The sequence below is a fragment of the Shewanella gelidimarina genome (assembly GCF_023283945.1).
Classification (GTDB): Bacteria; Pseudomonadota; Gammaproteobacteria; order Enterobacterales; family Shewanellaceae; genus Shewanella; species Shewanella gelidimarina.
The window spans coordinates 88,860-110,388 of the sequence record NZ_JAKIKW010000004.1; the positions used below are offsets into that span (position 1 = coordinate 88,860).

General features: G+C 44.5%; 16 protein-coding genes. 7 read left to right on the top strand and 9 right to left on the bottom strand.

What is annotated here, in order from left to right; all coding sequences use genetic code 11:
- Positions 1-2 precede the first annotated feature (2 nt).
- Both L2729_RS05370 and L2729_RS05375 read left to right on the top strand, forming a co-directional pair.
- Positions 3-713 (top strand): hypothetical protein, encoded by a 711-nt coding sequence (locus tag L2729_RS05370; RefSeq protein ID WP_248987326.1) that lies wholly within the window; start codon positions 3-5, stop codon positions 711-713.
- Positions 714-743: 30 nt separating this feature from the next.
- On the top strand, positions 744-2,054 hold the full coding sequence (locus L2729_RS05375) for a transporter family protein (protein ID WP_248987327.1): 1,311 nt from the start codon (positions 744-746) through the stop codon (positions 2,052-2,054).
- Positions 2,055-2,096: 42 nt separating this feature from the next.
- Here the strand turns inward: L2729_RS05375 and L2729_RS05380 are convergent, their stop codons facing one another.
- The gene (locus tag L2729_RS05380) at positions 2,097-3,008 is read right to left on the bottom strand and encodes a LysR family transcriptional regulator (protein ID WP_248987328.1); all 912 of its coding nucleotides are present in this window, start codon (positions 3,006-3,008) and stop codon (positions 2,097-2,099) included.
- Between the two features lie 122 nt (positions 3,009-3,130).
- Here L2729_RS05380 and L2729_RS05385 point away from each other — a divergent pair, with 122 nt between their 5' ends.
- The 3 genes from L2729_RS05385 (at position 3,131) to L2729_RS05395 (ending at position 10,380) form a co-directional block, all read left to right on the top strand.
- Complete coding sequence (locus L2729_RS05385) at positions 3,131-7,684, top strand: ATP-binding protein (RefSeq protein WP_248987329.1); 4,554 nt, start codon at positions 3,131-3,133, stop codon at positions 7,682-7,684.
- Positions 7,685-7,920: 236 nt separating this feature from the next.
- Positions 7,921-8,907, top strand: a complete 987-nt coding sequence (locus L2729_RS05390) for a sensor domain-containing diguanylate cyclase (protein WP_248987330.1) — start codon at positions 7,921-7,923, stop codon at positions 8,905-8,907.
- A gap of 414 nt (positions 8,908-9,321) precedes the next feature.
- Positions 9,322-10,380 carry a hypothetical protein gene (locus tag L2729_RS05395; protein ID WP_248987331.1) on the top strand — a complete coding sequence of 353 codons (1,059 nt, stop codon included), beginning with the start codon at positions 9,322-9,324 and terminating at the stop codon, positions 10,378-10,380.
- A 317-nt stretch (positions 10,381-10,697) separates the two neighbouring features.
- Here the strand turns inward: L2729_RS05395 and L2729_RS05400 are convergent, their stop codons facing one another.
- Complete coding sequence (locus tag L2729_RS05400; protein WP_248987332.1) at positions 10,698-11,585, bottom strand: LysR family transcriptional regulator; 888 nt, start codon at positions 11,583-11,585, stop codon at positions 10,698-10,700.
- Between the two features lie 20 nt (positions 11,586-11,605).
- Here L2729_RS05400 and L2729_RS05405 point away from each other — a divergent pair, with 20 nt between their 5' ends.
- On the top strand, positions 11,606-11,839 hold the full coding sequence (locus tag L2729_RS05405; RefSeq protein WP_248987333.1) for a hypothetical protein: 234 nt from the start codon (positions 11,606-11,608) through the stop codon (positions 11,837-11,839).
- Positions 11,840-11,863: 24 nt separating this feature from the next.
- On the opposite strand, the gene L2729_RS05410 is transcribed toward L2729_RS05405, so the two are convergent.
- The 3 genes from L2729_RS05410 to L2729_RS05420 all read right to left on the bottom strand — a co-directional run bounded on the left by L2729_RS05410 (position 11,864) and on the right by L2729_RS05420 (position 14,263).
- The gene (locus L2729_RS05410; RefSeq protein WP_248987334.1) at positions 11,864-12,079 is read right to left on the bottom strand and encodes a TIGR02450 family Trp-rich protein; all 216 of its coding nucleotides are present in this window, start codon (positions 12,077-12,079) and stop codon (positions 11,864-11,866) included.
- A gap of 133 nt (positions 12,080-12,212) precedes the next feature.
- Complete coding sequence (locus L2729_RS05415) at positions 12,213-12,473, bottom strand: DUF5062 family protein (RefSeq protein WP_101092386.1); 261 nt, start codon at positions 12,471-12,473, stop codon at positions 12,213-12,215.
- 587 nt (positions 12,474-13,060) lie between these two features.
- Positions 13,061-14,263, bottom strand: a complete 1,203-nt coding sequence (locus L2729_RS05420) for a cation:proton antiporter (protein WP_248987335.1) — start codon at positions 14,261-14,263, stop codon at positions 13,061-13,063.
- Positions 14,264-14,385: 122 nt separating this feature from the next.
- Here L2729_RS05420 and L2729_RS05425 point away from each other — a divergent pair, with 122 nt between their 5' ends.
- The gene (locus L2729_RS05425) at positions 14,386-15,276 is read left to right on the top strand and encodes a universal stress protein (protein ID WP_248987336.1); all 891 of its coding nucleotides are present in this window, start codon (positions 14,386-14,388) and stop codon (positions 15,274-15,276) included.
- Here L2729_RS05425 and L2729_RS05430 read toward each other — a convergent pair.
- From L2729_RS05430 to L2729_RS05445, 4 genes are all read right to left on the bottom strand, one after another.
- Positions 15,224-17,812: a cation-translocating P-type ATPase gene (locus tag L2729_RS05430; protein WP_248987337.1), complete on the bottom strand. Its 2,589-nt coding sequence runs from the start codon at positions 17,810-17,812 to the stop codon at positions 15,224-15,226. The two genes, L2729_RS05425 and L2729_RS05430, sit on opposite strands and share 53 nt — an antisense overlap.
- A 277-nt stretch (positions 17,813-18,089) precedes the next feature.
- Positions 18,090-18,515, bottom strand: a complete 426-nt coding sequence (locus tag L2729_RS05435; RefSeq protein ID WP_248987338.1) for a nitrate reductase cytochrome c-type subunit — start codon at positions 18,513-18,515, stop codon at positions 18,090-18,092.
- A gap of 25 nt (positions 18,516-18,540) precedes the next feature.
- On the bottom strand, positions 18,541-21,024 hold the full coding sequence (napA, locus tag L2729_RS05440; RefSeq protein ID WP_248987339.1) for a nitrate reductase catalytic subunit NapA: 2,484 nt from the start codon (positions 21,022-21,024) through the stop codon (positions 18,541-18,543).
- Positions 21,014-21,298 (bottom strand): chaperone NapD, encoded by a 285-nt coding sequence (locus tag L2729_RS05445; RefSeq protein WP_101092376.1) that lies wholly within the window; start codon positions 21,296-21,298, stop codon positions 21,014-21,016. The genes napA and L2729_RS05445 overlap by 11 nt, the downstream gene beginning before the upstream one ends.
- Positions 21,299-21,529: the final 231 nt, after the last annotated feature.

The following is a 21,529-nucleotide window of genomic DNA, read 5'->3' on the forward strand; positions in this document are numbered from 1 at the left end:
AAATGCGATTTTGCTTAGTTACAGGGATATTACTGGCTAATTCAGTGTTTGCGTCGGATGCACCTTTAGAGGTTTTTGAAGGTAAGTCGCCGCTCTTGGATGAAGAGTTAGCAGAGTTAAGAGGTAAATATACTGAAAGTGGCCAGGACTTTTATTTTGGCTTACATATGCAAACACAATATATCAACCAACAAGGAGTAACACAGCAAGTACAAATGCAAATTGAAATGTCTAATAATAGCAATGGTCCTGCAATGCGTATTAGCGTGGCTGATAATGTGTCTGACGCAGACCATGGTATTAATTTATCTGCTTCAGGGCAGCAAAGAGGCCTTCAGCAAACCATTCAAATCGCGGGTGATTTTAATCAGGTGAAGAATCAGCTAGATTTTGAACAAGGTAACTTAACCCCTTTAGCGAATGGAGTGGAAATTGTTATTGGACAAACATTGGTTAATAGCAGTGGCGATGTCGTCTACTCAACCGCAAATGGCCAATTAGGCTATCAAGTCGGTATGTCATCGGGCACCTTTTCTCAAGGGGTGACCTCACAAGGCGGCAATGGCCAGTTGGTTCAATCGATTCAAATTAGCGGTGCTTTTCACCAAGTGACCAATAGCTCTCTCATTCGCTATCAAGGGATTGATCTTGGCGTTAAAGAGCGACAAATATTGGGGCAACAAGTACGCGATATTATTGGTATTGGTCTATAGTTTTTTTAAAGTATAAAAAAGGAACTATCAATGGATTTTAAATGGACTAAAGTGGCTTTATTGGTTTCCATTTCGTGCGTGCACTTTTCTAGTTTTGGGGCTGATGGTGTACCTGTAAAGCAAGCTCAAATGACAGAGGCTGAAGAGCTTAATCTGTTAAAAAGACAGCTTATATTATTGAATCAACAACTGCAGATGCAGCAAAGGGCTATTAATCAAATAGCCCAAAAAGTCCTATCTAAAGAGGCGGTTTTAAAGCAAGCCGCAGCGGGGACATCGGTCGCCAATACGACACAACAACAGAATACACAGTCAGTCGAAAGACCTGCTCAACAATCTACCCCAGTAGCCACTTCACAAGCTGTCGCCCAAACCACTGTAAAAAAAGAGCCTGAGCGCTCTCGTAGTACAGAAGATGTATTACAAGAAGCCCATAACGTATTTGACCGAAAGCTCACTATTGAACCTTCATTGACCTATAGTTATTACAGTCGTAAAGACCTTATCTTGCGTGGCTTTTTAGCTCTTGATGCTATCTTCCTTGGTAACTTGAATTTAGACCGTATACGTTCGAATACGGTGCAACTCGATCTTACCACCCGTTATACGTTGAACGACAGTTGGCAGTTTGAGATGGGCATGCCTTATGTATATCGATTGAATAAGTACGAGTCTGTCGGTGAAGGAAACTCGAGTCAGCTTTATGAGTCAGCCTCCTCTGAGGGAGGGCAAATTGGTGATATGAGTGTGGCTGGGTATTATCGTGTTATGACTGAGGGCGATGGTTGGCCGGACTGGGTATGGAATGTCAGAGTACGAATGCCAACAGGGACAGATCCATTTGGGATTAATTTGCAATCATCTGAATCAGGCAATCTTACTTATCCAGATCAAATCGCGACTGGCGCTGGTGTTTGGGGGGTATCAACCGGGTTTAGTTTAGCCAAGACCTATGATCCCGCGATTGTGTTCTTTAATCTTAATTACGGTACCTTCTTACCGGAAGAGTATGGTGATTTAAGTGGTTTACCTGGCTCTACACCGGGAGAAATTGATCTGGGGGATTACATCGATTATAGCTTCGGCTTAGCATTTGCGGTGTCTGAAAGAATGAGTATTGGTATGAGCTTTAACCAGCGGTTTTTCACCAAAACTCAGCAAAAACCATTGGGTGGCGAGTGGCAAGATATTGCTAGAACCGATACCAATACCGCTAACTTAGGCTTAGGAGCCACGCTGGCCTTAACTGAAAACTTCTCTATGGTGACCAGCATTGGGGCGGGGCTAACAGAGGATTCACCGGATTACCAAATAAGCTTGCGCTTCCCTTATCGTTTTTAAAAACTCAGGGGCATGAGCAGTCATCAGGGCAACGCAGTGCTATTACATCATTAGAGATTGCAGTGATTCTTGACTGGTAAAACGCTTATGAAAGAAGTCTAAGAAGACGCTGATATTGGTCGCTAGCTGACGACGACTGGAATAGACACCGTACACTTTAAATGCTTCCATTGGCCACTCTTGTAAAATAGGCACCAGTGAGCCACTTGCTAATTCGTTTTTACAGACGGAATTTGAGAGCATCGCAATACCAAAGTCATCCATGACGAACTGCTTGACCATTACCGCGCTGTTGACTCGGACTTTTCGTTTGAAGTTAACCATGGTTTTTCTGGCGCCTTTCCCCAGCGGCCAAATTGGGGCTGAGCGAGAGGTCCCTAGCAATATACCACTATGGGCCGCTAACTCTTGCGGGTTCGCGGGAGTACCGTGAGTTTTTAAGTAGCTAGGACTTGCCACCAATATGGGTTGGCGTTCAAATAGCAGTCTTGCGACTAAATCGGAAGATTGTAATGGACCATACTTAATCGCAATATCGTAACCTTCACCCACCAATCCAACGTCGTTATCGGTAAATTGTACGTCGAGTTCTACGTTAGGATAGAGCCGCATAAAGCCACTGCAAAGGTTAGCAATGAGTTCTTGGCTGAATGAAACGGGTATCGCAACGCGCAACGATCCCGAAACATCATTGTGAGTGTTTTCGATAGTCGCTTTGGCAGCTTCTATTTCATCGCTTATACTGGTGCAATGCTGATAAAAAAGCGCGCCAACCTGAGTTAAGCTCAGATTACGGGTATCTCGCTGTAAAAGCCGAACCCCTAGCTGCTCTTCAAGCTGGGCAACCTTACGACTAATGGTTGATTTTGGCATGCCTATTTCGCGGGCGGCTTGAGAGAACCCCTTAGCTCTAACTACCGCTGCAAACAGCATCATACCGTTTAAATCTGGCATGTTATCTTCACTGTCTCAAAAATGGAACAAAGCGTCTAGTGCAGTTTAATAGCATTTGACCTGATAACAAAGTTATATTTACGGGCTAAAAATTTCAGAGGCTAAACGCAGAGGATCTTTCGATGACCAGCAAAAATCAGCCCGTTAACATGACTCAAGCCCAAAGTGCAGATCCGCTTTTTCTAAAAGCAGAGCATTTGGCAAAAGACTTTTCTTTGTTTCCTGAGCACAGTAAACAGACATTATCTGAGGAGATAAAAGGTCTTCTCGGTGACGATACTATTCAAGCCAATCTAAAAGATTTGGCTGGATTAGACGTCGATGGTTATGTCACTAAGGTGATCCAACCGACGCAAGATAAAAACCGCCCTGGTGCTAAACGCATGATTGCGGATCTTAAAGGTAAGCTTATTACCGAAACCCACAGCGGCCCTTTTTATAGTGCAGAGATTGAACTGAATTTTGGATCTCGTACTCGCCGTATCGGTTTTATTGCACAAGAGCGTACAACGGCCAACGGCGCGTGGATGCCTGAACATCACTTAGCGTGTTGTAAAGCGATTCGTCATTTTGCCGAATTGTCTATGCCTATTATCTACCTTATCGACACTCCAGGTGCTGATGCAGGTGAAATCGCTAACAGCCAAAACCAAGCTCACTCAATCTCTAAAGCGATTGCAGAGAGTGCCAATGTTGACGTACCTACAGTAGGTATCGTGATTGGTGCTGGTTACTCTGGTGGTGCTATTCCACTGGCTGCTGCAAACATTCTATTGTCACTGCGTGACGGTATCTTCAACACGATTCAGCCACAAGGCCTACAAAGCATTGCGCGCAAGTACAACCTGTCTTGGCAGGAATGTGCAAAATCTGTGGGCGTCTCGCCAGAAGAACTGTACACATCGGGTTGTATCGACGGTATCGTCGATTTCTCGCCATCAGACAAAGATGAGCGCCAACATAACCTACGCCGTGCAATTATCAGCAGCGTTGAAGCTGTTGAAAAAGCCGCAGTGCAGTTTGTGCGCGAATCTGATGACTTGCGTGAGCACTATGATCGCAGTTTAGCCCGCTTCTTAGACCCGTCTAAAAACTTAGCGGCACTAGAGGTCAATGCGGAGCTTGCGGTTGCTGACAACCCAACCATGCACTTGAACCTGTTTGGTAGCACCTACCGTTACCTGCGTTACCTAACGCTGCGTAGCCGTATCCATTCTATCTCACAAGAGCAGTATGGTCGTCTCTCTAAAGTCAGTGTGCCTGAAGGTGACTTGCTAGCGCGAATTCAGCAAGAACAAGATAAAGTTTTCCAATCTTGGTTATCTAACCCAGATAAGCTGGTTTATGACGAAGAGTTGAATAAGCTTTGGGGTAACTTCATCGCTAAGCGTGATGATGTGTCTACCGAACGTAATATGCTAACGCGTTTGATTTTGGGTGAACCAAAAGAGAACTATAAGAAAGCGCGTAAAGCCCTTATCTTTAACATCAGTTGGTCGCTCTTTCACCGCTGGAAAGGTAATGCTGAAAACAACTTCAAGGGGCTGATTAGCTACCTTGAGACATTGCCTCCAGAAGTCACTCAAGCGGATTGGCCTGAGCTAAATCAACTTAGCGTTCTCGATGTTATTATTCATGACGAACTGCGTGAAGACTTTATCTGGCAATGCCACAATATTTTGGTATTCAACGCACTGTATGACAACGTAGTAGGTAACTTGGCGTCAATCGCGAAAGAAGCGATGATGTCTAAGAGCTTGTCTCGTAGTTCAGTTGATAATTTGCTACATGATTCAATCGATAGAGCATTGTCTACACAAGATGTGGCTAACGATAAGAGCAAGTTCTACAAGTGGCTTAAGTATTTTATGTCGCAATCAAACCGCGCAGAACTACTGACTCGTACAGAGCAGTGGAAGAGCGTTGGTTTCCCGCAATTGAACGACAGTCTGTTTGTTATTTTGACTTACTTCTTCGAGCGTTTACTCCCAGAGTATTTCGACAGTGAAGAAGAAAACAGTGAATACACTGGCGCCATCAACCCTGTCCGTATCGGTCGTCGTAAAGACTTCTGGAACCGTTTGACTATGGGTTACCAAGATCTACTGATCCAAAAAGTACTTCGCGATGAAAAACGTGCAGGAAAAATGGGTTGGGATGCGATTATTGCTAAGTTCTTCTCTGAGTTTGAAGAGCTTAACGGCGATAAAATGTCAGCTAACTTGCTTAACTTTCCTGGCTTCCGTCTTTCTATTGAAGATGCAATCGACAAAGGTATTCGCCCTTGTGGTTTGATCACCGGTCTTGCTGACTTTGAAAGAGATGGCAAGCCAATGCGCGTCGGTGTTGCGGTATCAAACACTGCATTCCAAGCCGGTGCATTCGATATGGCAGCCGCTGAAAAGTTCAGCGCGTTATTAATTGAATGTGCTAAGCGTAAGTTACCCGTTATCTGCTTTATCAGCTCAGGCGGTATGCAGACTAAAGAAGGTGCAGCAGCGCTATTCTCAATGGCTGTGGTTAACGACCGTATCACTCGCTTTATTCGTGACAATGAGTTGCCAGTATTGATGTTTGGTTATGGTGACTGTACCGGTGGCGCACAGGCAAGTTTCGTGACGCATCCTCTCGTACAGACTTACTATCTGTCTGGCACCAACATGCCGTTTGCGGGTCAAATGGTTGTGCCTGCATACTTACCTTCGACGGCGACACTGTCTAACTACTTGTCTAAAGTCCCCGGCGCGATGAATGCCCTCGTTGAAAACCCATTCACTACCACGTTGGATGATCAGCTAAGTAGCATCGACCCATTGATGCCGAAGCCGACGGGTAATATTAACACCATCATTGGTAATGCCCTGTCGACGCTTGTACCTGAAATGTCTGTTGAAGATGAAGAGATTGTTCAGAACGATCCTCGCGCACTCATGAAGCCAATCAATAAAGTATTGATTCACGCTCGTGGTTGTACCGCGGTGAAGCTTATTCGTAAAGCACACGACAACAAGATTGATGTCGTGTTGGTTGCATCAGACCCTGATATGACATCAGTGCCTGCTGACATGTTAAAAGCGAACGACAAGCTAGTTTGTATTGGTGGTAACACCTCTGATGAAAGTTACCTCAATGCTTATTCAGTGTTGAAAGTGGCTGAATACGAAAATGTTGATGCATTGCACCCTGGTATCGGTTTCTTATCAGAAAGCCCGCAGTTTGCGGCCCTTTGTGTTAACAATGGCGTTAACTTTGTCGGCCCGAGTGTTCACAGCATGACGACCATGGGTAACAAGTCGAATGCGATTAAAACTTCGCAAGACCAAAACGTACCTGTCGTTCCTGGTAGCCACGGTATTTTGACCAATGCAGAGCAAGCGGTAAACGTTGCCACTGAAATTGGTTACCCAGTATTGCTTAAAGCAGTACAAGGCGGTGGCGGTAAGGGCATCCAGGTTGTCGAACGTCCTGAAGACATGATTGAATTTTTCCAAAAAACCTCGACCGAAGCCGCAGCGGCCTTTGGTAACGGTGACCTTTATCTAGAAAAATATGTGACTTCACTACGTCACATTGAAGTCCAATTGCTGCGTGACCAGTTTGGTAACACTAAGGTACTTGGCTTACGTGATTGTTCTGTCCAGCGTAACAACCAGAAAGTGGTTGAAGAATCAGGTTCAACGATGTTGCCTGAGGAGCTAAAACAGCGAGTACTGGAATATACGCGTTTATTAGGTGATGCAACCGATTATATGGGTGCGGGTACGGTAGAGTTCATCTATAACTTAGACGCAAATGAAGTCTACTTTATGGAGATGAATACTCGTCTACAGGTAGAGCATCCAGTAACAGAGGCCACATCAGGCATCGATATTGTCAGTGCCGGTTTTGATATTGCCGCAGGACGCTCCATTGCAGATTTAGAACCACAAAGCATCGGTTATGCGATGGAAGTGCGTGTCACGGCTGAGAAAGCAGCGCTTGATAGCAATGGCATATTGCAGCTAATACCAAACCCAGGTTTGATTAGCGAATACAAGATGCCAGAGCGTGATGATATTGAAATCATCTCTATCGCGGGTGAAGGTAAAGAAGTATCACCTTACTATGATAGCTTGATTGCACAAATCATCTGTCGTGGTGAAAGCCGTGAAGATGTCATTAACAAGCTTCATGACTACCTTGCAAACGAAGTTGTTATCAAGGGCATCGCGACTAACATTCCATTGTTAACTCGCATCCTTAAAGATGGCACCTTCAATGAAGGCGTTTACGATACCAACTACCTACCACGTTTTATGGCTGAGCTTGATATTCCTGAGCTTATCGCCGAGATGGAAGCAGCAGCAGAAACCGTCGGTGTTGATACTGAATCGCTACGTGTTGGCGAAAGTAATGAACTTAAGGTTATGGCGCAAGGTGCAGGTATCTTCTATACCTCTCCAGCACCTGGTGAAGCAGACTTCGTTAAAGAAGGCGACATTGTTACAGTGGATCAGACTTTAGCGCTTACAGAAGCAATGAAGATGTTCTCGCAACTAACACTCGCAGGCTTTAACCGTAAGAACGCTGTGCTGTACCCTGAAGACCAGCAGTACCGTATCGAGCGTATTCTTAACAGTAATGCCCAGCAGGTTTCACAGGGTGAATTACTGTTTGTAGTATCGCCAGTCGTGTAAATATTGAATGTAAAATAGTGCACTGAATCCTAGTGCGTTGTTTTAGCATTTAAAAACCGTTTGAATACCCACCTTAACGTGGGTATTTTTTTACCTTATTTTTACAGCTAGTCAGTCGATAGTACTAATAAGCTTGTGTTTAACAAGCGATGACAGTAGTTTCAATGATTGAATAATAAGCATAAGGGCTCAATTGATGGGGGGCTGAATCGCTGACCTCATCAGTATTACGATTAATGAACCAAGCTAAGACTGAACAAGCCGAGCTGCAAAAAATGCTTGGCACTCTGGAACAAGAAAATAATCAGCTTAGAGATGATCAGGCTGAGCTTGTTCGACAAAATGCTGTATTGCAAGAAAAGCTCAATGCGGCGTTAGATGGCACAGGTTTGTGTTTATGGGAACAACATATTCCGTCAGGTAACCTCACCATGTTCAATATGGAATGGGGGTCGTTATTGGGGTATACCATCGATGAACTTGCCGCTCATGTCGACAGTTGGAAGGGTAACTTGCACCCAGAAGATCGTGATTGGGTTGTCGCCAACTTTGAAGACCATGTTAAAGGCAAGACAGACTCCTACCAAGTGACTCACCGAATGTTACATAAGGATGGCAGCGTTAGTTGGGTGTCAGATCGCGGCCGAATTGTTGAATTTGATGCACATGGTCAGCCGATTAGAATGATGGGAACTCATATCGATATCACCCAAGAGAAGCGTTATGAACTGGGTTTAGCTGAACTGGCACACAAAGACCCTCTAACCGGTTTATTGAACCGCAAAGCGTTAATGGAGGCCTTTGAGCTGTCAAAATTACAACTGGGTGCTGGTGGCGCGCTACTTTTTATCGATCTTGATGACTTTAAAGCCAACAATGACCACTATGGTCACAAGTTTGGTGACAGCTTGTTGATCCGTATTGCTAATACTTTAACTTCATATCTAGGGTCGACAACCGATATTGCCCGCTTAGGAGGCGATGAGTTTGTGGTGCTATACCCATCAAAATCCAGAGTTCAATTAGAAACAGTGGCGAATGCAATGCTGCAGTTATTTGCACAGCCCTTAAATATCGAAAATCACAGTATCAAGGTTGGCTTGAGTATCGGTATTGCCGTTTTTGGTAAAAACGAGCTGTTTAGCGATGTGTATGAACAAGCTGACAAGGCTATGTATCAGGTGAAACGCCAGGGGAAAAACTGTTTTAAATTATGTTCCTAACGCTTCCGCAATACCTAGCGAGTATGTTTTGCAGTCAGTGCCAAGGCGCCGTTGCCCCATTGACTTAATACGGCGCTAACATCACCAATACTGCCATCAATCATCACTAATTTTTCATTTTTAACTATTGAGACTGTAAAGGTCGGGTAAACAAATCGCTATCAAGACACTGTAGGCTTGATTCAGGAGTCGAAATAATGCTATTAAGTTCGTGGGCATCCCTCAGGGGATGACCCCACTTATTTTAGCGACACCTAAATCACAGTAAGACGTATGCAATTAATGTTGGGTGCGTATTTTTTCAATTCATACTGTTTCCACTTACTATTTTAGTGACATACCTGTAAACTCCTGATAACTATTCACAAACAAACAAACAAACATCGTTATTATAGTTGGCAACGGAGCTGCGACATGAATTTTGTAAAAATTATATCTCTACTAATAGCTGTAACTACTATCAGTGGCTGCACATCCTCTGCACAAAAACAAAAAATGAAAGATATTGAACGTCTCAATTATGTTAATTCTGAGATGATTATCAATAAGGAGTTTGTTCGTAAATACCTAAAGACTGGAAGGGGTTCACCTACTACCACGGTAGCGTCTTTATGGGAAATCACTACTGAAAAGGTTAATGGCAAGCATGTTATCGTTGGGATCACCCTTCCATCAGTTGACAATAAAGGTTCTCGAAAAATAACAACAAATCGGCGAGAGGGTCAAAAACTGACTCACAAACATTTCCCTATTGGACATTATCCTAGCCATGAAAACAGCGCCTCATTAGCCGAAAAAGAAGAGCTAGTCAGAGCAATGATTGATATTAGGCCTGAGTTCATTCGTTTACTAAAAATGCTTTCAGACGAGAATTCATTCAAACAACGCTATGAATTGATTCCAAAGATAAGCAAATCCTACTCTCGAATGAGTAGAGGTGCAATTTCATATGGGATCATTCTGGGGAAAAAAGACATTTATGATAGGCTTTTTTATGTAGCTCATCCTATTAAATCTACTGGGGTCGCTACTTTTAAAGGCGTAGATGAATTAAAAAAAGGACTGAATTCACCTGAGCTTCTAGGTAAATACCAAGCACTAATAGATTACAATTTGGCGGCCTTAAAGAAAGCTAAAGATTCGGTTTCATGGATAGACACGGAAAATCATATCAACAGAGATCACTGGAATAAAGCTACAGCAAAAACTCAAAAGCTAGAGCGCGGAGAAAAAGTTTGCGACTACCAAAACAACGTTGGTTACGTAGAAAGCCTAACCGAAACCAGAGCTAAAGTGGGATGGTTCGCTTTCATCATGGATCAAGAAGGTGGTTTTTTCTTTGGGAACATAAAGCACTCATCCGCAGATCATGAAAACCCTACTCAAATGACATATAAATACACTTATGGAGACCAGAACAGGACAACTTGGGTTAGCAGAAAAGAAATCGCAACATGTGTTTTCAATGGTTAAGTAAAATTGGCATCCTCTACCTCCTAAAAAGGACGGACCCCTCACTCTAACCTCGCTAAAATGCTGAGGTTTGCGATCCATATCACTAAAACGTTCGAGGTCGATGATAATACTCATCTGCCATTAGCTATAACAGCTACAAAGGCAATTCCAGCAGAGAATCGGCCAAAAGGCTGGTTTGAACTAAGGTCATTAATTTTCTCATCTCTAACTCCGCAAATTATTTTGGTGAGACAGAATCTGTCCAATGCGGCGATGACATCTAATATATCGAATAGCAACACGTTACTAACTATTCGATATTGTGGTAGTTGGTTTTAGTTTGCACTTAACTCTTTGCTTAGTTTTAAAAAAGTTGATGCGGCAGGTGTCAGGGGTAAATTTTTTCGCCAAATAAGTGCTAGATCCCATGTTAGTTGCGGCGAGAGAGTTTTATAAATAAGATTTTCTGAAATAACTTTCTGGCAGATAGGTTTAGGCAAAATCGCCACGCCCATCTTGGCTTCAACCATGGCGGCAATAAAGTCCCACTGGCCACTTTGAGCGGCAATATTAAGATCGACATTGGCAGCGCGACTTAATCGATAAATAAGCTTCGTCAGTGAAAAGTCATCGTTGTATAAGATAAATGGGTAGGGCGCTAGATCTTGCCAGCTAATACTCTCATTTTTAGCTAATAAGTGATCTTTTGGCATGCAAGCCAGCAAGGGGTAACCCTTAAGATCTAAGCTGTTAAACTCCTGAGCGTGTGTCGTCGGTAATGCGGTAAAGGTCAAATCTAAACTGTCATTTAACAGTGCCTGCTCTGCACCAAAGCCGCCGAGCTCTTGAATACTGAGTTCAATTCCGGGATATTTCTGCCGAAAATGAGCGACTAATTCGATGATCATTTCGCCCATCATTGGGCATACTCCAAGCCTAAGTTGGCCTGTTTGTAATCCATTTAAACTATTGAGATCTTCCCTAAGTCGGTGCCATTGGCCAACGATTTGTTGCGCAGTGCACACTAAAGCTCTGCCAGCTTCGGTGGCAATCACCTTTTGATTATTTCGGATCAGTAAAGGCTGGCCGAGATTCTCTTCAAGGCGTTGGATCATCTTCGTTAAGGTCGGTTGAGTGAGATGAAGCTTCTCTGCTGCCCGAGTATAATTACCCATTTCGACTAGGGTTAGGAAGCAGTGTAAGCTTTTTATTTGTATGTTCATGCTTATATAGAATCTAGTTGATGGCTATTATTCATTTTACTAATAGTCCGAACAAGATTACTTTGACCTCAAGCACACATCCAACCAATTATTCATCTTTAGAGGTCGTCAACATGAAGTCATACCAAGGTTTATTCGCCCAAGCATTATATTTAGCAGCAATGCCACTTGAGCAAGATTGTGCTCAAAAGAAACAAGCTAAAAAAAATGAGCAGCAATGTTCAGTTGAAGAACCTAGTAACGAAAAATCATAAGTGATTTGGCGAGTATCACGTCACTTACTTCCAGCCAAATATCCAGCAGCTATCGTCGGTTAGCTCGCGCCAATTAGTGTCATATTGAGTGCGGGTTAATACCGCTTCAATCACGCATCGCTTTACATCACCCACTTCATCAAACTCCATTTCAGTGACTATAAAGTGCTTCTGTTTCTGCATGGGTTTCAGTGCAGTCCACTTACTGTGCAGTAGTTTTTTTGGATTTATTTTATTCATAAAAACGAATACGTAAAGCGGCTTTGAATCGATCAACACCTAGGTATTATTTTTGAGGTTGTTGGTGACGTTGTGGGCGAGATTAGCGGGGAACCTACCGCATTAGATGCGACAGGTTCGATTGCGGAATATATTAGTTCAGTAATTCGTGGTTTTCGGGAAGTTGACGGCTGATCCACAGCACTAATTTGTGCTTCATATTTGGACCATCTTCTTTGTCTTTTGACAAGGCTTGAATCAAGTTGTCTTTTACTAATAATCGGTAAATACATTCCACTTTGTCTTTGGGGGAAATACCTTGACCAAAGTCGGCAAAGCCTCTTTTCTTGGCGTAACCTACTCCGATTTCCATCGCTAGCTTAAGTAGCTGTACATCATGTTTACCAGACTTCATATAAGCGCTTCTTCTTTCGATTGATATAACTCTAACGTTACCTGAATCTAGAGCGAAGGCAAGAGACATTATGCTGAATAAGGCTGTTTAATAAATTGAAATCAGCAGCTATTGTCATTGAACAGAATCATGTTCTGGCTATTTATACTATCGCCTATATACCGCAGTGATATGGCAAGTGGTTGGTATCGAAAAATTATACCAGTTGCATTAAAAGTTTGACCATTCAGCGGGAATTCAAAGCCCTGTAGGCAAGATGGGGGATTGAAGCTAATAGTTATTCTATATCCAAAGCCCACAACGAAGCTTAAAGGGCTTTGAAAGCCGCACTACGTGAGCGCCTCAGATTTTCCACTTCTGCTTTGCATTGGCTTAAAAGGGAATAACCCTTTTTTCACCAATGCGCCTTGAATTGAAAAATCTGAGGCGCTCTGAATTGGTCAAATACTTAATGCAATTGGTATTAGTATTCAATGTACTTTTTCAAAGAGTCTCGGTCTTCCTCTTCGACCGATTATTGAGCATTAACATCTTGATGAACGGTTAACTAGAATAATCATTTATCGTCGACGGACGAACGGACGGACTTACTTATGGATCAATCTCTGTCCTTTGAGTGACCACTTTAGCATGAGTGGTCCGGCGATGGTCGTGACAACAATAACCATGACTAACTCGGTGAATAGCTTAGGCGAAATGATACTGGCTTGGCGACCCATTTCAGCAAACACTAGACCTACTTCACCGCGAGGAACCATTGCACAGCCAATGATGAGTTTTCTTCGCCATGATCCCTTTGCGGTTAGACCCGCTGCGAGTTTAGTCAAGATGGCGATCAGTGCCAGCCAAAGTAGCAGCAGTAAGCCAGTTGTCGTGAGTTCCAGCTGGCTTAGATCAACGGTAATGCCAACATAAACAAAAAATATCGGCGCGAAAATATCGATGAGTGGCTTGGTCGACTTTTCCAGTTGATGAGTAAAATGAAAAGGATTGCGTAGGTAACGGTTTATCGGTGAAACGAACTGCTTAGATAACGCCATTCCAACGGCAAAGCCACCTAATAGTGCGGGCGCACCGAATAGGTGAGCTAACCATGCAAATAAACAGATTAGAGTGATCACGATAAAAACAGCGTAACCGGATTGGTTAAACTGAGGCTGAAGGCCGCGTGCTAGATAGATCAATACGCGCGCAAAGGGTGGAGCGATAAGTAAAAAACCGATAACTTTAATGGTTAATATGAGTATCGAACCGACGCTTAAACTGCCTGAATCATGAAAATTCAATAATATGCTCAGTAATATTACCCCTGCGATATCATCTATCACTGCGGCGCCCAAGATCACTTGACCCTCAATTGTTTGTGTTTGTTTTGCTTGAGCCATCACGCGTATTGATATTCCAATGCTGGTGGCCGTTAAGGCACAGCCGAAGAATAGCGCAGTAAATGAGGGCAAATTCAGCCAGTATGCAGCGGCAGTACTGGCGACCACTGCAGGCACTAAAATACCGCTTAATGCTACCCAGGTTGAGTGTCCGCGAGCATGATATAGACGCTTAATGGAAGTATCACAGCCGATATCAAATAGCAGTAAAATCACCCCTAATTCAGCTAGAACCGACAGAGTATTATGCGGACTAACCCAGCCCAGAATAGAGGGGCCAATCAGCAGTCCCGCCATGATTTCTCCCACAACGGCGGGGGAGCCTAATCGGCGAGCAAGCTCTCCTAGCAAGCGACCAAAAAGTAGAATAAGAAAAATGGAAATTACAAAGCTATCTATTGCCACTGTTGCCCCCTTATTTGGTTAATAACAGCGCTTTGATCTTGATCATGTATATGGGTCATCCAGAGGCGAGGACGCATTTGCTTGTCTAAGCTAGAGTAAGGTAATAATGGCAGGAGTAAACCATGGACAAGGTGTTTATTATTTCGCAAAGAGAGGAATCTCATACCGATGCTATTGCGACGGGAATAGAGTTGGCAAACGCATTGGGTAAACGTGCCGAAATTTTTGCTTATAGCTTCGAATATTTTGGCAGTGCAGAGTATTACAACCCTCGCTTTGCAGCTGTAGCGCATAAGAATATGATGAAGCAGCGAGAGGCGAAAGTGGAAGGCGAACTGGAAAAATTGCAGGCAGAAGATGTCCCCGTCCATAGCGTATGGAGCAAAGATTTGTCTGAACATGCCTGTTATCATTCTATTCGTCATGGTTTCGATCTCATGGTAAAAGCGGTACATCATGCGGATCACTATCTACCTGTTGATTGGAATTTGATCCGTAATGTCAAAATCCCATTAATGTTACTGACAGATAACCCTTTGCATAGGGGCAATGCCGTCATGATGGCAGTCGATCTGGGTAGTGATAAGCCGATTAAAAAACAACTTAATAAATTGGTCATTAAGCATGGTAAGGCACTAGCCAAAGCTAAAGGCAGTAAACTACATCTAGCCTTTGTCATTAGAGTACCTAAGTTGATCCGCGATTTGGACTTGATCAATACCAACACATTAGTCAAAGAGGCTTATCAAAAATATCAACATCAATTAGCTAAGCTAGATCTCGATCCTGACTGTATTCACATTACTGTTGGCGAGCCTGATCTTTGTCTTTATGAGCTTGCCTGCCGTTTTAAGGTGCGAGACTTAGTGCTTGGAGCATGTCAGCGTCGCGGTATTTTCGGTTATGTTATTGGCAACATGGCTGAGTCCATTATCAGCCGTGTTCGCAGTAACGTGTTGGTTATTCCCGCCGATGATCAGCTATTGGGATCACCAAGCTCGGATGATGTTTAATACGCCAGTACCTTTTATGTACCTCGTCCACAATAAAGAGCACTGAAGCTGTGGCGAGTAAGATCAACCAATGACCTAAACTGATGGGACTAAGCTGCAGTGCATCATTTAGTCCCGGCGTATACATGGCGCCAATATGGATCCCTTGTGCCGCAAGAATGCCGATAAGCAGGATAGGGTTACTGAACAAAGGGATCTGCAGTACCGATCGGTGTTCAGAGCGGCTATTGAGCGCGTGTACATTTTCAAATAGCACCATCAACATAAGGGTGAGGTTGCGAGCTTCCACTTCATCAGCGCCCATGTTTAGCGATATAGCAAATAAAGCAAACGCTACCAAGCCCATTGTGAGTGCACTGGTCACCACTCTTTCGAGCATTAAACGATCGAAAATGGGTTCCTTTGGCGAGCGTGGTGGTTGAGATAGTTCCTTGCCTTCAGCGGGCTCGAAGGCGAGCGCGACATCCTGCACCCCATTCGTGACAATATTGAGCCAGAGGATCTGTAGCGGAAACAGCGGGATTGGTAGTGCAAACAACACACTGAGAATAAAAAGGAAGATCTCTGCTGCACCGGTGCTTATGAGCAAATAAATTACCTTACGAATATTGTTATAGACGATGCGTCCTTCGATGATCCCTTTAACAATCGAACTAAACTTATCATCGGTGAGTACCAGTGATGCGCTTTCTCTGGCGACATCGGTTCCTCTAAGCCCCATGGCAATACCAACATGTGCGTGTTTGAGGGCTGGGGCATCATTAACGCCATCTCCAGTCATGGCAACAAACTCACCCTGCCTGATAAGTGATTGAGTGATCTCCATCTTCTGTTTAGGTTTAACTCGGGCAAACACCCTGTGACTGCCGACGAGTTGATCAAAATCAGTTTCACTCTGATGCATTGCTTTTTCGAGAGCTTCACCGGTAATGGCACTGTCATCTGCGGTGGCAATCTTTAGCTGTTGTGCCAGGGTTAACGCAGTGGCAGGATGATCGCCAGTGATCATCGCCACTTTTATCTGTGCAGCTTGGCAGGCTGCAACCGCCTCTATGGCATCGGGTCTAAGCGGGTCACTCATGGCAACAAGCCCTAAGAACTCAAGCTCACTAAAATGATCATCTACGGGTTGCCCTAAGCCATGAGCTAATGCCAATACCCGATATCCCTGCAGTGCCATTGAATGCGTTTGGCTGAGAATGCTTTGCTGCTGTTCAGTGCTGAGCAAACACATAGGGATAAGCTTTTCTACCGCCCCCTTGACTGAGATTGATGGGCCTAGTTTGCTATCATCAATGCTGGCACTGAAGCCTTTTTCTGATTCATAGGGAAAAAGGGTCAGCCGTTTCTGCCGTAGGGTGGTAGAGGGCAGTTTGAGTTTGTGACCTAGTATGAGGAAAGCCAAATCAACGCCATCACCATCGGCGTGCAGCTCATTTGTTTCAAATACCAAATGCGCTTCATTGGCGAGCACACCCGCAGTGGCTAACTGTTTGAGTGCGGGGTCCAGCGTTAAGTCAGCAGGGGCCTTGTTATTCTTAGATTGGACAATACCTGTCGGGCTCAATCCCTCTCCCGTCACCTGATATCTCTGCCCGTTCGCAAGCCATATTTGTCCAATCGTCATCTCATTGACCGTTAATGTGCCGGTCTTATCTGAGGCGATAAAGGTGCAGGAACCTAGCGTTTCAACCGCCACCAATTTGCGGACGATTACGTTGGCTTTTGCCATTCGTTTCATGCCGATAGCGAGAGCGACAGTGATCGCTGCGGGTAACCCTTCAGGGATCGCAGATACGGCCAATGCCACGCCGAGTAAAAACACATCAGAGAGGGCGGCACCCCGCATTAAGGTTAGGCCAAATATGAGCGCAATAATAATGATGATGGCTATCGCTATGCGCAGTGTGAACTGATCGATTCGTTGCATCAGTGGCGGCTTAGTTTTGCCGCCCTGATGGACCAAGTCGGCGATCTGTCCAATCTGAGTGTGGGTTCCTGTTGCGAAGACTTCTCCCTCGGCTCGGCCATGGGTGACTAAGGTGCCGGCTAAAGCCTGTTTCTTATTACTAACAGAAGCGGATTCACCGGTGAGAGCCGACTCATCGACCTGGAATTGACTGGATTGTTTAAGATGGATATCAGCACCAATACGGTCACCGCCATTGAGGATAACCCAATCACCAGGCACCAAGCTTTCACTGTCAACGAGTACAGGGTGGCCATCTCGGAGTACTCTACTTTGCTGCGGCACCATATGCGCTAATGAATCGGCCGCTTGTTGTGCTGAGTATTCTTGAATGGCGCCAATGAGGGCGTTAAGCAGTAATACTACCGAGATAAAGAACGCATTAATAAGCTGGCCAAGCAGCAAGCAAACAATAACCGCCACCAATAACACATAAATGAATGCGCTACGAAACTGGACCATAAACAGTCGAAAGAAACTATTTTTTGGCGGTTTAGGCAAACTGTTTTCACCATACTGCCCCAATAGCATTATCGCCTGCTTGCTCGTTAGCCCCGGAGTGTTCACATCACCTCTCACTATCCAGTTTTGTGTTGTCAGTTGATCTATAGTCAATAATGATAGAGCAAGGCAGTTAATTTGGATGTTAATTGACCAGTATCAAGGCTTGGTAGAGCTTTTATGTCTAGAGCTGGATTAGGTCGACAAAATAACAGCTGTTATAGATTTGATGGTTAATTTTATGGAGCGGGGAGGTGAGGGTTAAAGATGAATTTTACCGATAAAAAAACCACCTCATTTGAGGTGGTTTTTAATTTTCAAGCTCAGTAAATAACTTACTGGCCTAGTTGTTTGAGAATGTGTTCTCAACCAATTCGGTCTTGTTCTCAGCTTGCGGTGTGTGACACTGAGTACAGTTGTAGTAATGATCGTTCAGCTTGGCATCGGCAAGCAGATGCGACGGATCGATCTGGGTCGCTTTCATGCGTTTTGCTTTTGCTGGACTATGACAACTCATACAGCCATTTTTCTTCAGTGTAATTGGGTATCCCGCTTTGTGTGGGATCATCGGTGGTTGATGTACAAAAGTACGTTCAATCGACTTACCACGTTTGGGATACGTTGCAGCAGGGTCTGCTGGACGAGTATCGGTGATAGCAGACTGTCCAAGTGAATTGATGTTAACAGGCTCTGCTGGCGTATTTGCTTGCTGGCCTGAACATGCGCTGAGCGCCATCACTAACGCAGCTGCAGTCAATAATTTTTTCATTAGTTTATCTCCGCTTATGGGTTAGTTATGCTTTAGTCACTTTAACTGGACACTTCTTGAAATCTGTCTCTTTTGACAGAGGATCAGTCGCGTCGAGTAACAACTTATTGACCAGTTGGCGCGCGTCGAAGAATGGCATAAACGCCACGCCTCTTGGCGGCTTGTTACGGCCTTTAGTTTCTACTCTTGTCTTCACTTCACCACGAGGCGAAGCAACAATCACTTCGTCACCGCGTTTTACGCCACGTGCTTTAGCATCTTCTGGATGCATGAAAATTTGTGCATCTGGGTAGGCGCGATATAGCTCAGGTACACGGGCTGTCATTGAACCAGTATGCCAATGCTCTAGAACTCGACCGGTTGATAACCAGATATCGTACTCTTCGTTTGGTTCTTCCGCTGCAGGCTCATAGGGTAGTGCAAAGATAACCGCTTTACCGTCTGGTTTACCGTAGAAGTTAAAGCCTTCACCTGGTTTAACATACGGATCGCTGCCTTCAACGAAGCGACGTAGCGTCTCTTTACCGTTAACCACAGGCCAACGTGCACCGCGGTTCTCATGGTAAGTATCGAAATCGGCTAGATCGTGACCATGACCACGTCCAAACTGGGCGTACTCTTCGAATAGACCTTTTTGAACGTAGTAACCAAAGGCGTCAGACTCATCATTAAGATCCGCTTTACACTCATCAGCTGGGAACTTATCGACAACACCGTTGGCAAATAACACCTCATAAAGCGTCTTGTCAGCGTATTCTGGTTTCTTAGCAATAAGTTCAGCAGGCCAAACTTCAGACACTTTGAAGCGCTTAGAGAACTCCATTAACTGCCATAAGTCAGACTTAGCGCCTTCTGGTGGTTTAACTTGTTGATGCCACATGTGAGTACGACGTTCAGCGTTACCGTAAGCACCTTCTTTCTCAACCCACATCGCGGTAGGTAGAATCAAGTCAGCAGCCATCGCGGTGACGGTTGGGTAGGGATCTGACACTACAATGAAGTTTTCTGGATTACGGAACCCTGGGTAGATCTCTTCATTGATGTTTGCGCCGGCTTGCATGTTGTTGGTACACATATTCCAATAACAGTTCAGCTTGCCATCTTTAAGCATACGCGTTTGTAACACCGCGTGATAACCCGGCTTTGGTGGAATAGTGCCTTCAGGCAGCTGCCATAAATCTTCGGTGATCTTACGGTGCTTAGGATTCTTAACGACCATGTCTGCAGGTAGGCGGTGTGAGAATGTACCCACTTCACGCGCAGTACCACAGGCTGATGGTTGACCCGTTAGTGAGAACGGGCTGTTACCCGGAGTGGCAATCTTACCTGTCAGTAAGTGGATGTTATAGAGCATGTTGTTAGCCCAAACACCACGAACGTGTTGGTTAATTCCCATGGTCCACAAGCTCATTACTTTCACTTTTGGATCGGCATAAGCCTTAGCCATTAATTCAAGTTTTTCTGGCTCTACACCACTCATTTCAGCAGCGTATTCAAGCGTATAAGTGCTAACGAATTTAGCGTATTCGTCGAAGCTAATCGGCGCTGACTTACCGCTACCTGGATTCTTAGCTTTTTGCTCTAGCGGATGCTCTGGACGCAAACCGTAACCAATATCGGTAGTACCGAGTGCAAACTTAGTGTGTTTAGTGACAAAGTCTTTATTAACAGCATCATTTTGGATGATGTAGTTAGCGATGTAGTTCAATATCGCTAAGTCAGACTGAGGACGGAAAACCATGGCGTTATCGGCTAAGTCGAAGCTGCGGTTTTGGTAAGTTGACAATACATGTACGCGGCTAGTCGGGCTGCTTAAGCGGCGATCAGAAAGACGAGCCCAAAGGATTGGATGCATCTCTGCCATGTTAGCGCCCCAAAGGACGAACTCATCAGCGGCTTCAAGGTCATCATAACAACCCATTGGCTCATCGATACCGAAGGTACGCATAAAGCCACCAACAGCAGAAGCCATACAGTGACGAGCGTTAGGGTCGATATTGTTAGTCAGGAAGCCCGCTTTGTGTAGTTTAGAGGCAGCGTAACCTTCCCAAATAGTCCATTGGCCTGAACCAAACATACCGACTGCAGTTGGGCCTTTAGTCTTAAGTGTGTGTTTCCACTTATCAGCCATGGTGTCTAGTGCGGTATCCCAGCTGACTGGAGTAAATTCACCTTCTTTATCATATTTGCCGTCAGTCATGCGTAAAAGAGGCGTGGTTAGACGGTCTTTTCCGTACATGATCTTAGATAGAAAGTAGCCCTTAATACAGTTAAGGCCTTTGTTCACAGGGCTTTCAGGATCGCCTTGAGTCGCGACGACTTTGCCATTTTCTGTGCCTACAAGAACACTACAACCTACGCCACAAAAACGACAAGGTGCTTTGTCCCACTTAATGCTATCTTTTTGCTCTGCAGCTTCGACTATCTTCACTGGCAGAGTTACACCTACGGCTGTTGCGGCGGCAACTGCAGCGTTGGCTTTTAGAAACTCGCGACGGCTAATGCTCATGGTGTTCCTCACTCTTCTGTTCTACTGGATCGATTGGATCGACTTGATGGTAAATTAGGCTACTATTAATAACGCCTTCAAAGGCATTAATAGCTTCAACGTTATCGAGGATAGAGCGTTGTGTTTCACCTTCTAAGGTGACCACAAATTTGCCTTCATCGGTAACTGCATGGATTTCGGCGCCTTCAAGCGCAGATAAGCGCTGGGTGATATCTGCAACAGACTTACTCGCGGCGTGCACAACTAAGCTGGTGATATGAAATTCTTTGCTCATCTTTTTACCTTCTTCGTTTCGGTAAACAACATCGCATAAAAATGACTGGCTACTTACCAAGATTTATACTGAGTCTAGACCTCAAATAAATTGTGGGTATACCTCACAAGGGGTAATGAGGTTTTTTATCGACCAAGATCAACTTTTTCTAGGTGATCTAGTTCTCAAATTAGTGAATAAAGATTAGAAGCTTGATTGGTTTTTGTCCATTTAGAATGTTAGCTTGCGCTA

What these genes read in the sequence shown, in the direction of transcription:
- L2729_RS05425 (WP_248987336.1), top strand. Translation starts at nt 14,386, where the DNA reads ATGGACAAGGTGTTTATTATTTCGCAAAGAGAGGAATCTCATACCGAT.
- L2729_RS05380 (WP_248987328.1), bottom strand. Translation starts at nt 3,008, where the DNA reads ATGCCAGATTTAAACGGTATGATGCTGTTTGCAGCGGTAGTTAGAGCT.
- L2729_RS05370 (WP_248987326.1), top strand. Translation starts at nt 3, where the DNA reads ATGCGATTTTGCTTAGTTACAGGGATATTACTGGCTAATTCAGTGTTT.
- L2729_RS05400 (WP_248987332.1), bottom strand. Translation starts at nt 11,585, where the DNA reads ATGAACATACAAATAAAAAGCTTACACTGCTTCCTAACCCTAGTCGAA.
- L2729_RS05435 (WP_248987338.1), bottom strand. Translation starts at nt 18,515, where the DNA reads ATGAAAAAATTATTGACTGCAGCTGCGTTAGTGATGGCGCTCAGCGCA.
- napA (WP_248987339.1), bottom strand. Translation starts at nt 21,024, where the DNA reads ATGAGCATTAGCCGTCGCGAGTTTCTAAAAGCCAACGCTGCAGTTGCC.
- L2729_RS05415 (WP_101092386.1), bottom strand. Translation starts at nt 12,473, where the DNA reads ATGAAGTCTGGTAAACATGATGTACAGCTACTTAAGCTAGCGATGGAA.
- L2729_RS05395 (WP_248987331.1), top strand. Translation starts at nt 9,322, where the DNA reads ATGAATTTTGTAAAAATTATATCTCTACTAATAGCTGTAACTACTATC.
- L2729_RS05445 (WP_101092376.1), bottom strand. Translation starts at nt 21,298, where the DNA reads ATGAGCAAAGAATTTCATATCACCAGCTTAGTTGTGCACGCCGCGAGT.
- L2729_RS05390 (WP_248987330.1), top strand. Translation starts at nt 7,921, where the DNA reads ATGAACCAAGCTAAGACTGAACAAGCCGAGCTGCAAAAAATGCTTGGC.
- L2729_RS05405 (WP_248987333.1), top strand. Translation starts at nt 11,606, where the DNA reads ATGGCTATTATTCATTTTACTAATAGTCCGAACAAGATTACTTTGACC.
- L2729_RS05410 (WP_248987334.1), bottom strand. Translation starts at nt 12,079, where the DNA reads ATGAATAAAATAAATCCAAAAAAACTACTGCACAGTAAGTGGACTGCA.
- L2729_RS05375 (WP_248987327.1), top strand. Translation starts at nt 744, where the DNA reads ATGGATTTTAAATGGACTAAAGTGGCTTTATTGGTTTCCATTTCGTGC.
- L2729_RS05385 (WP_248987329.1), top strand. Translation starts at nt 3,131, where the DNA reads ATGACCAGCAAAAATCAGCCCGTTAACATGACTCAAGCCCAAAGTGCA.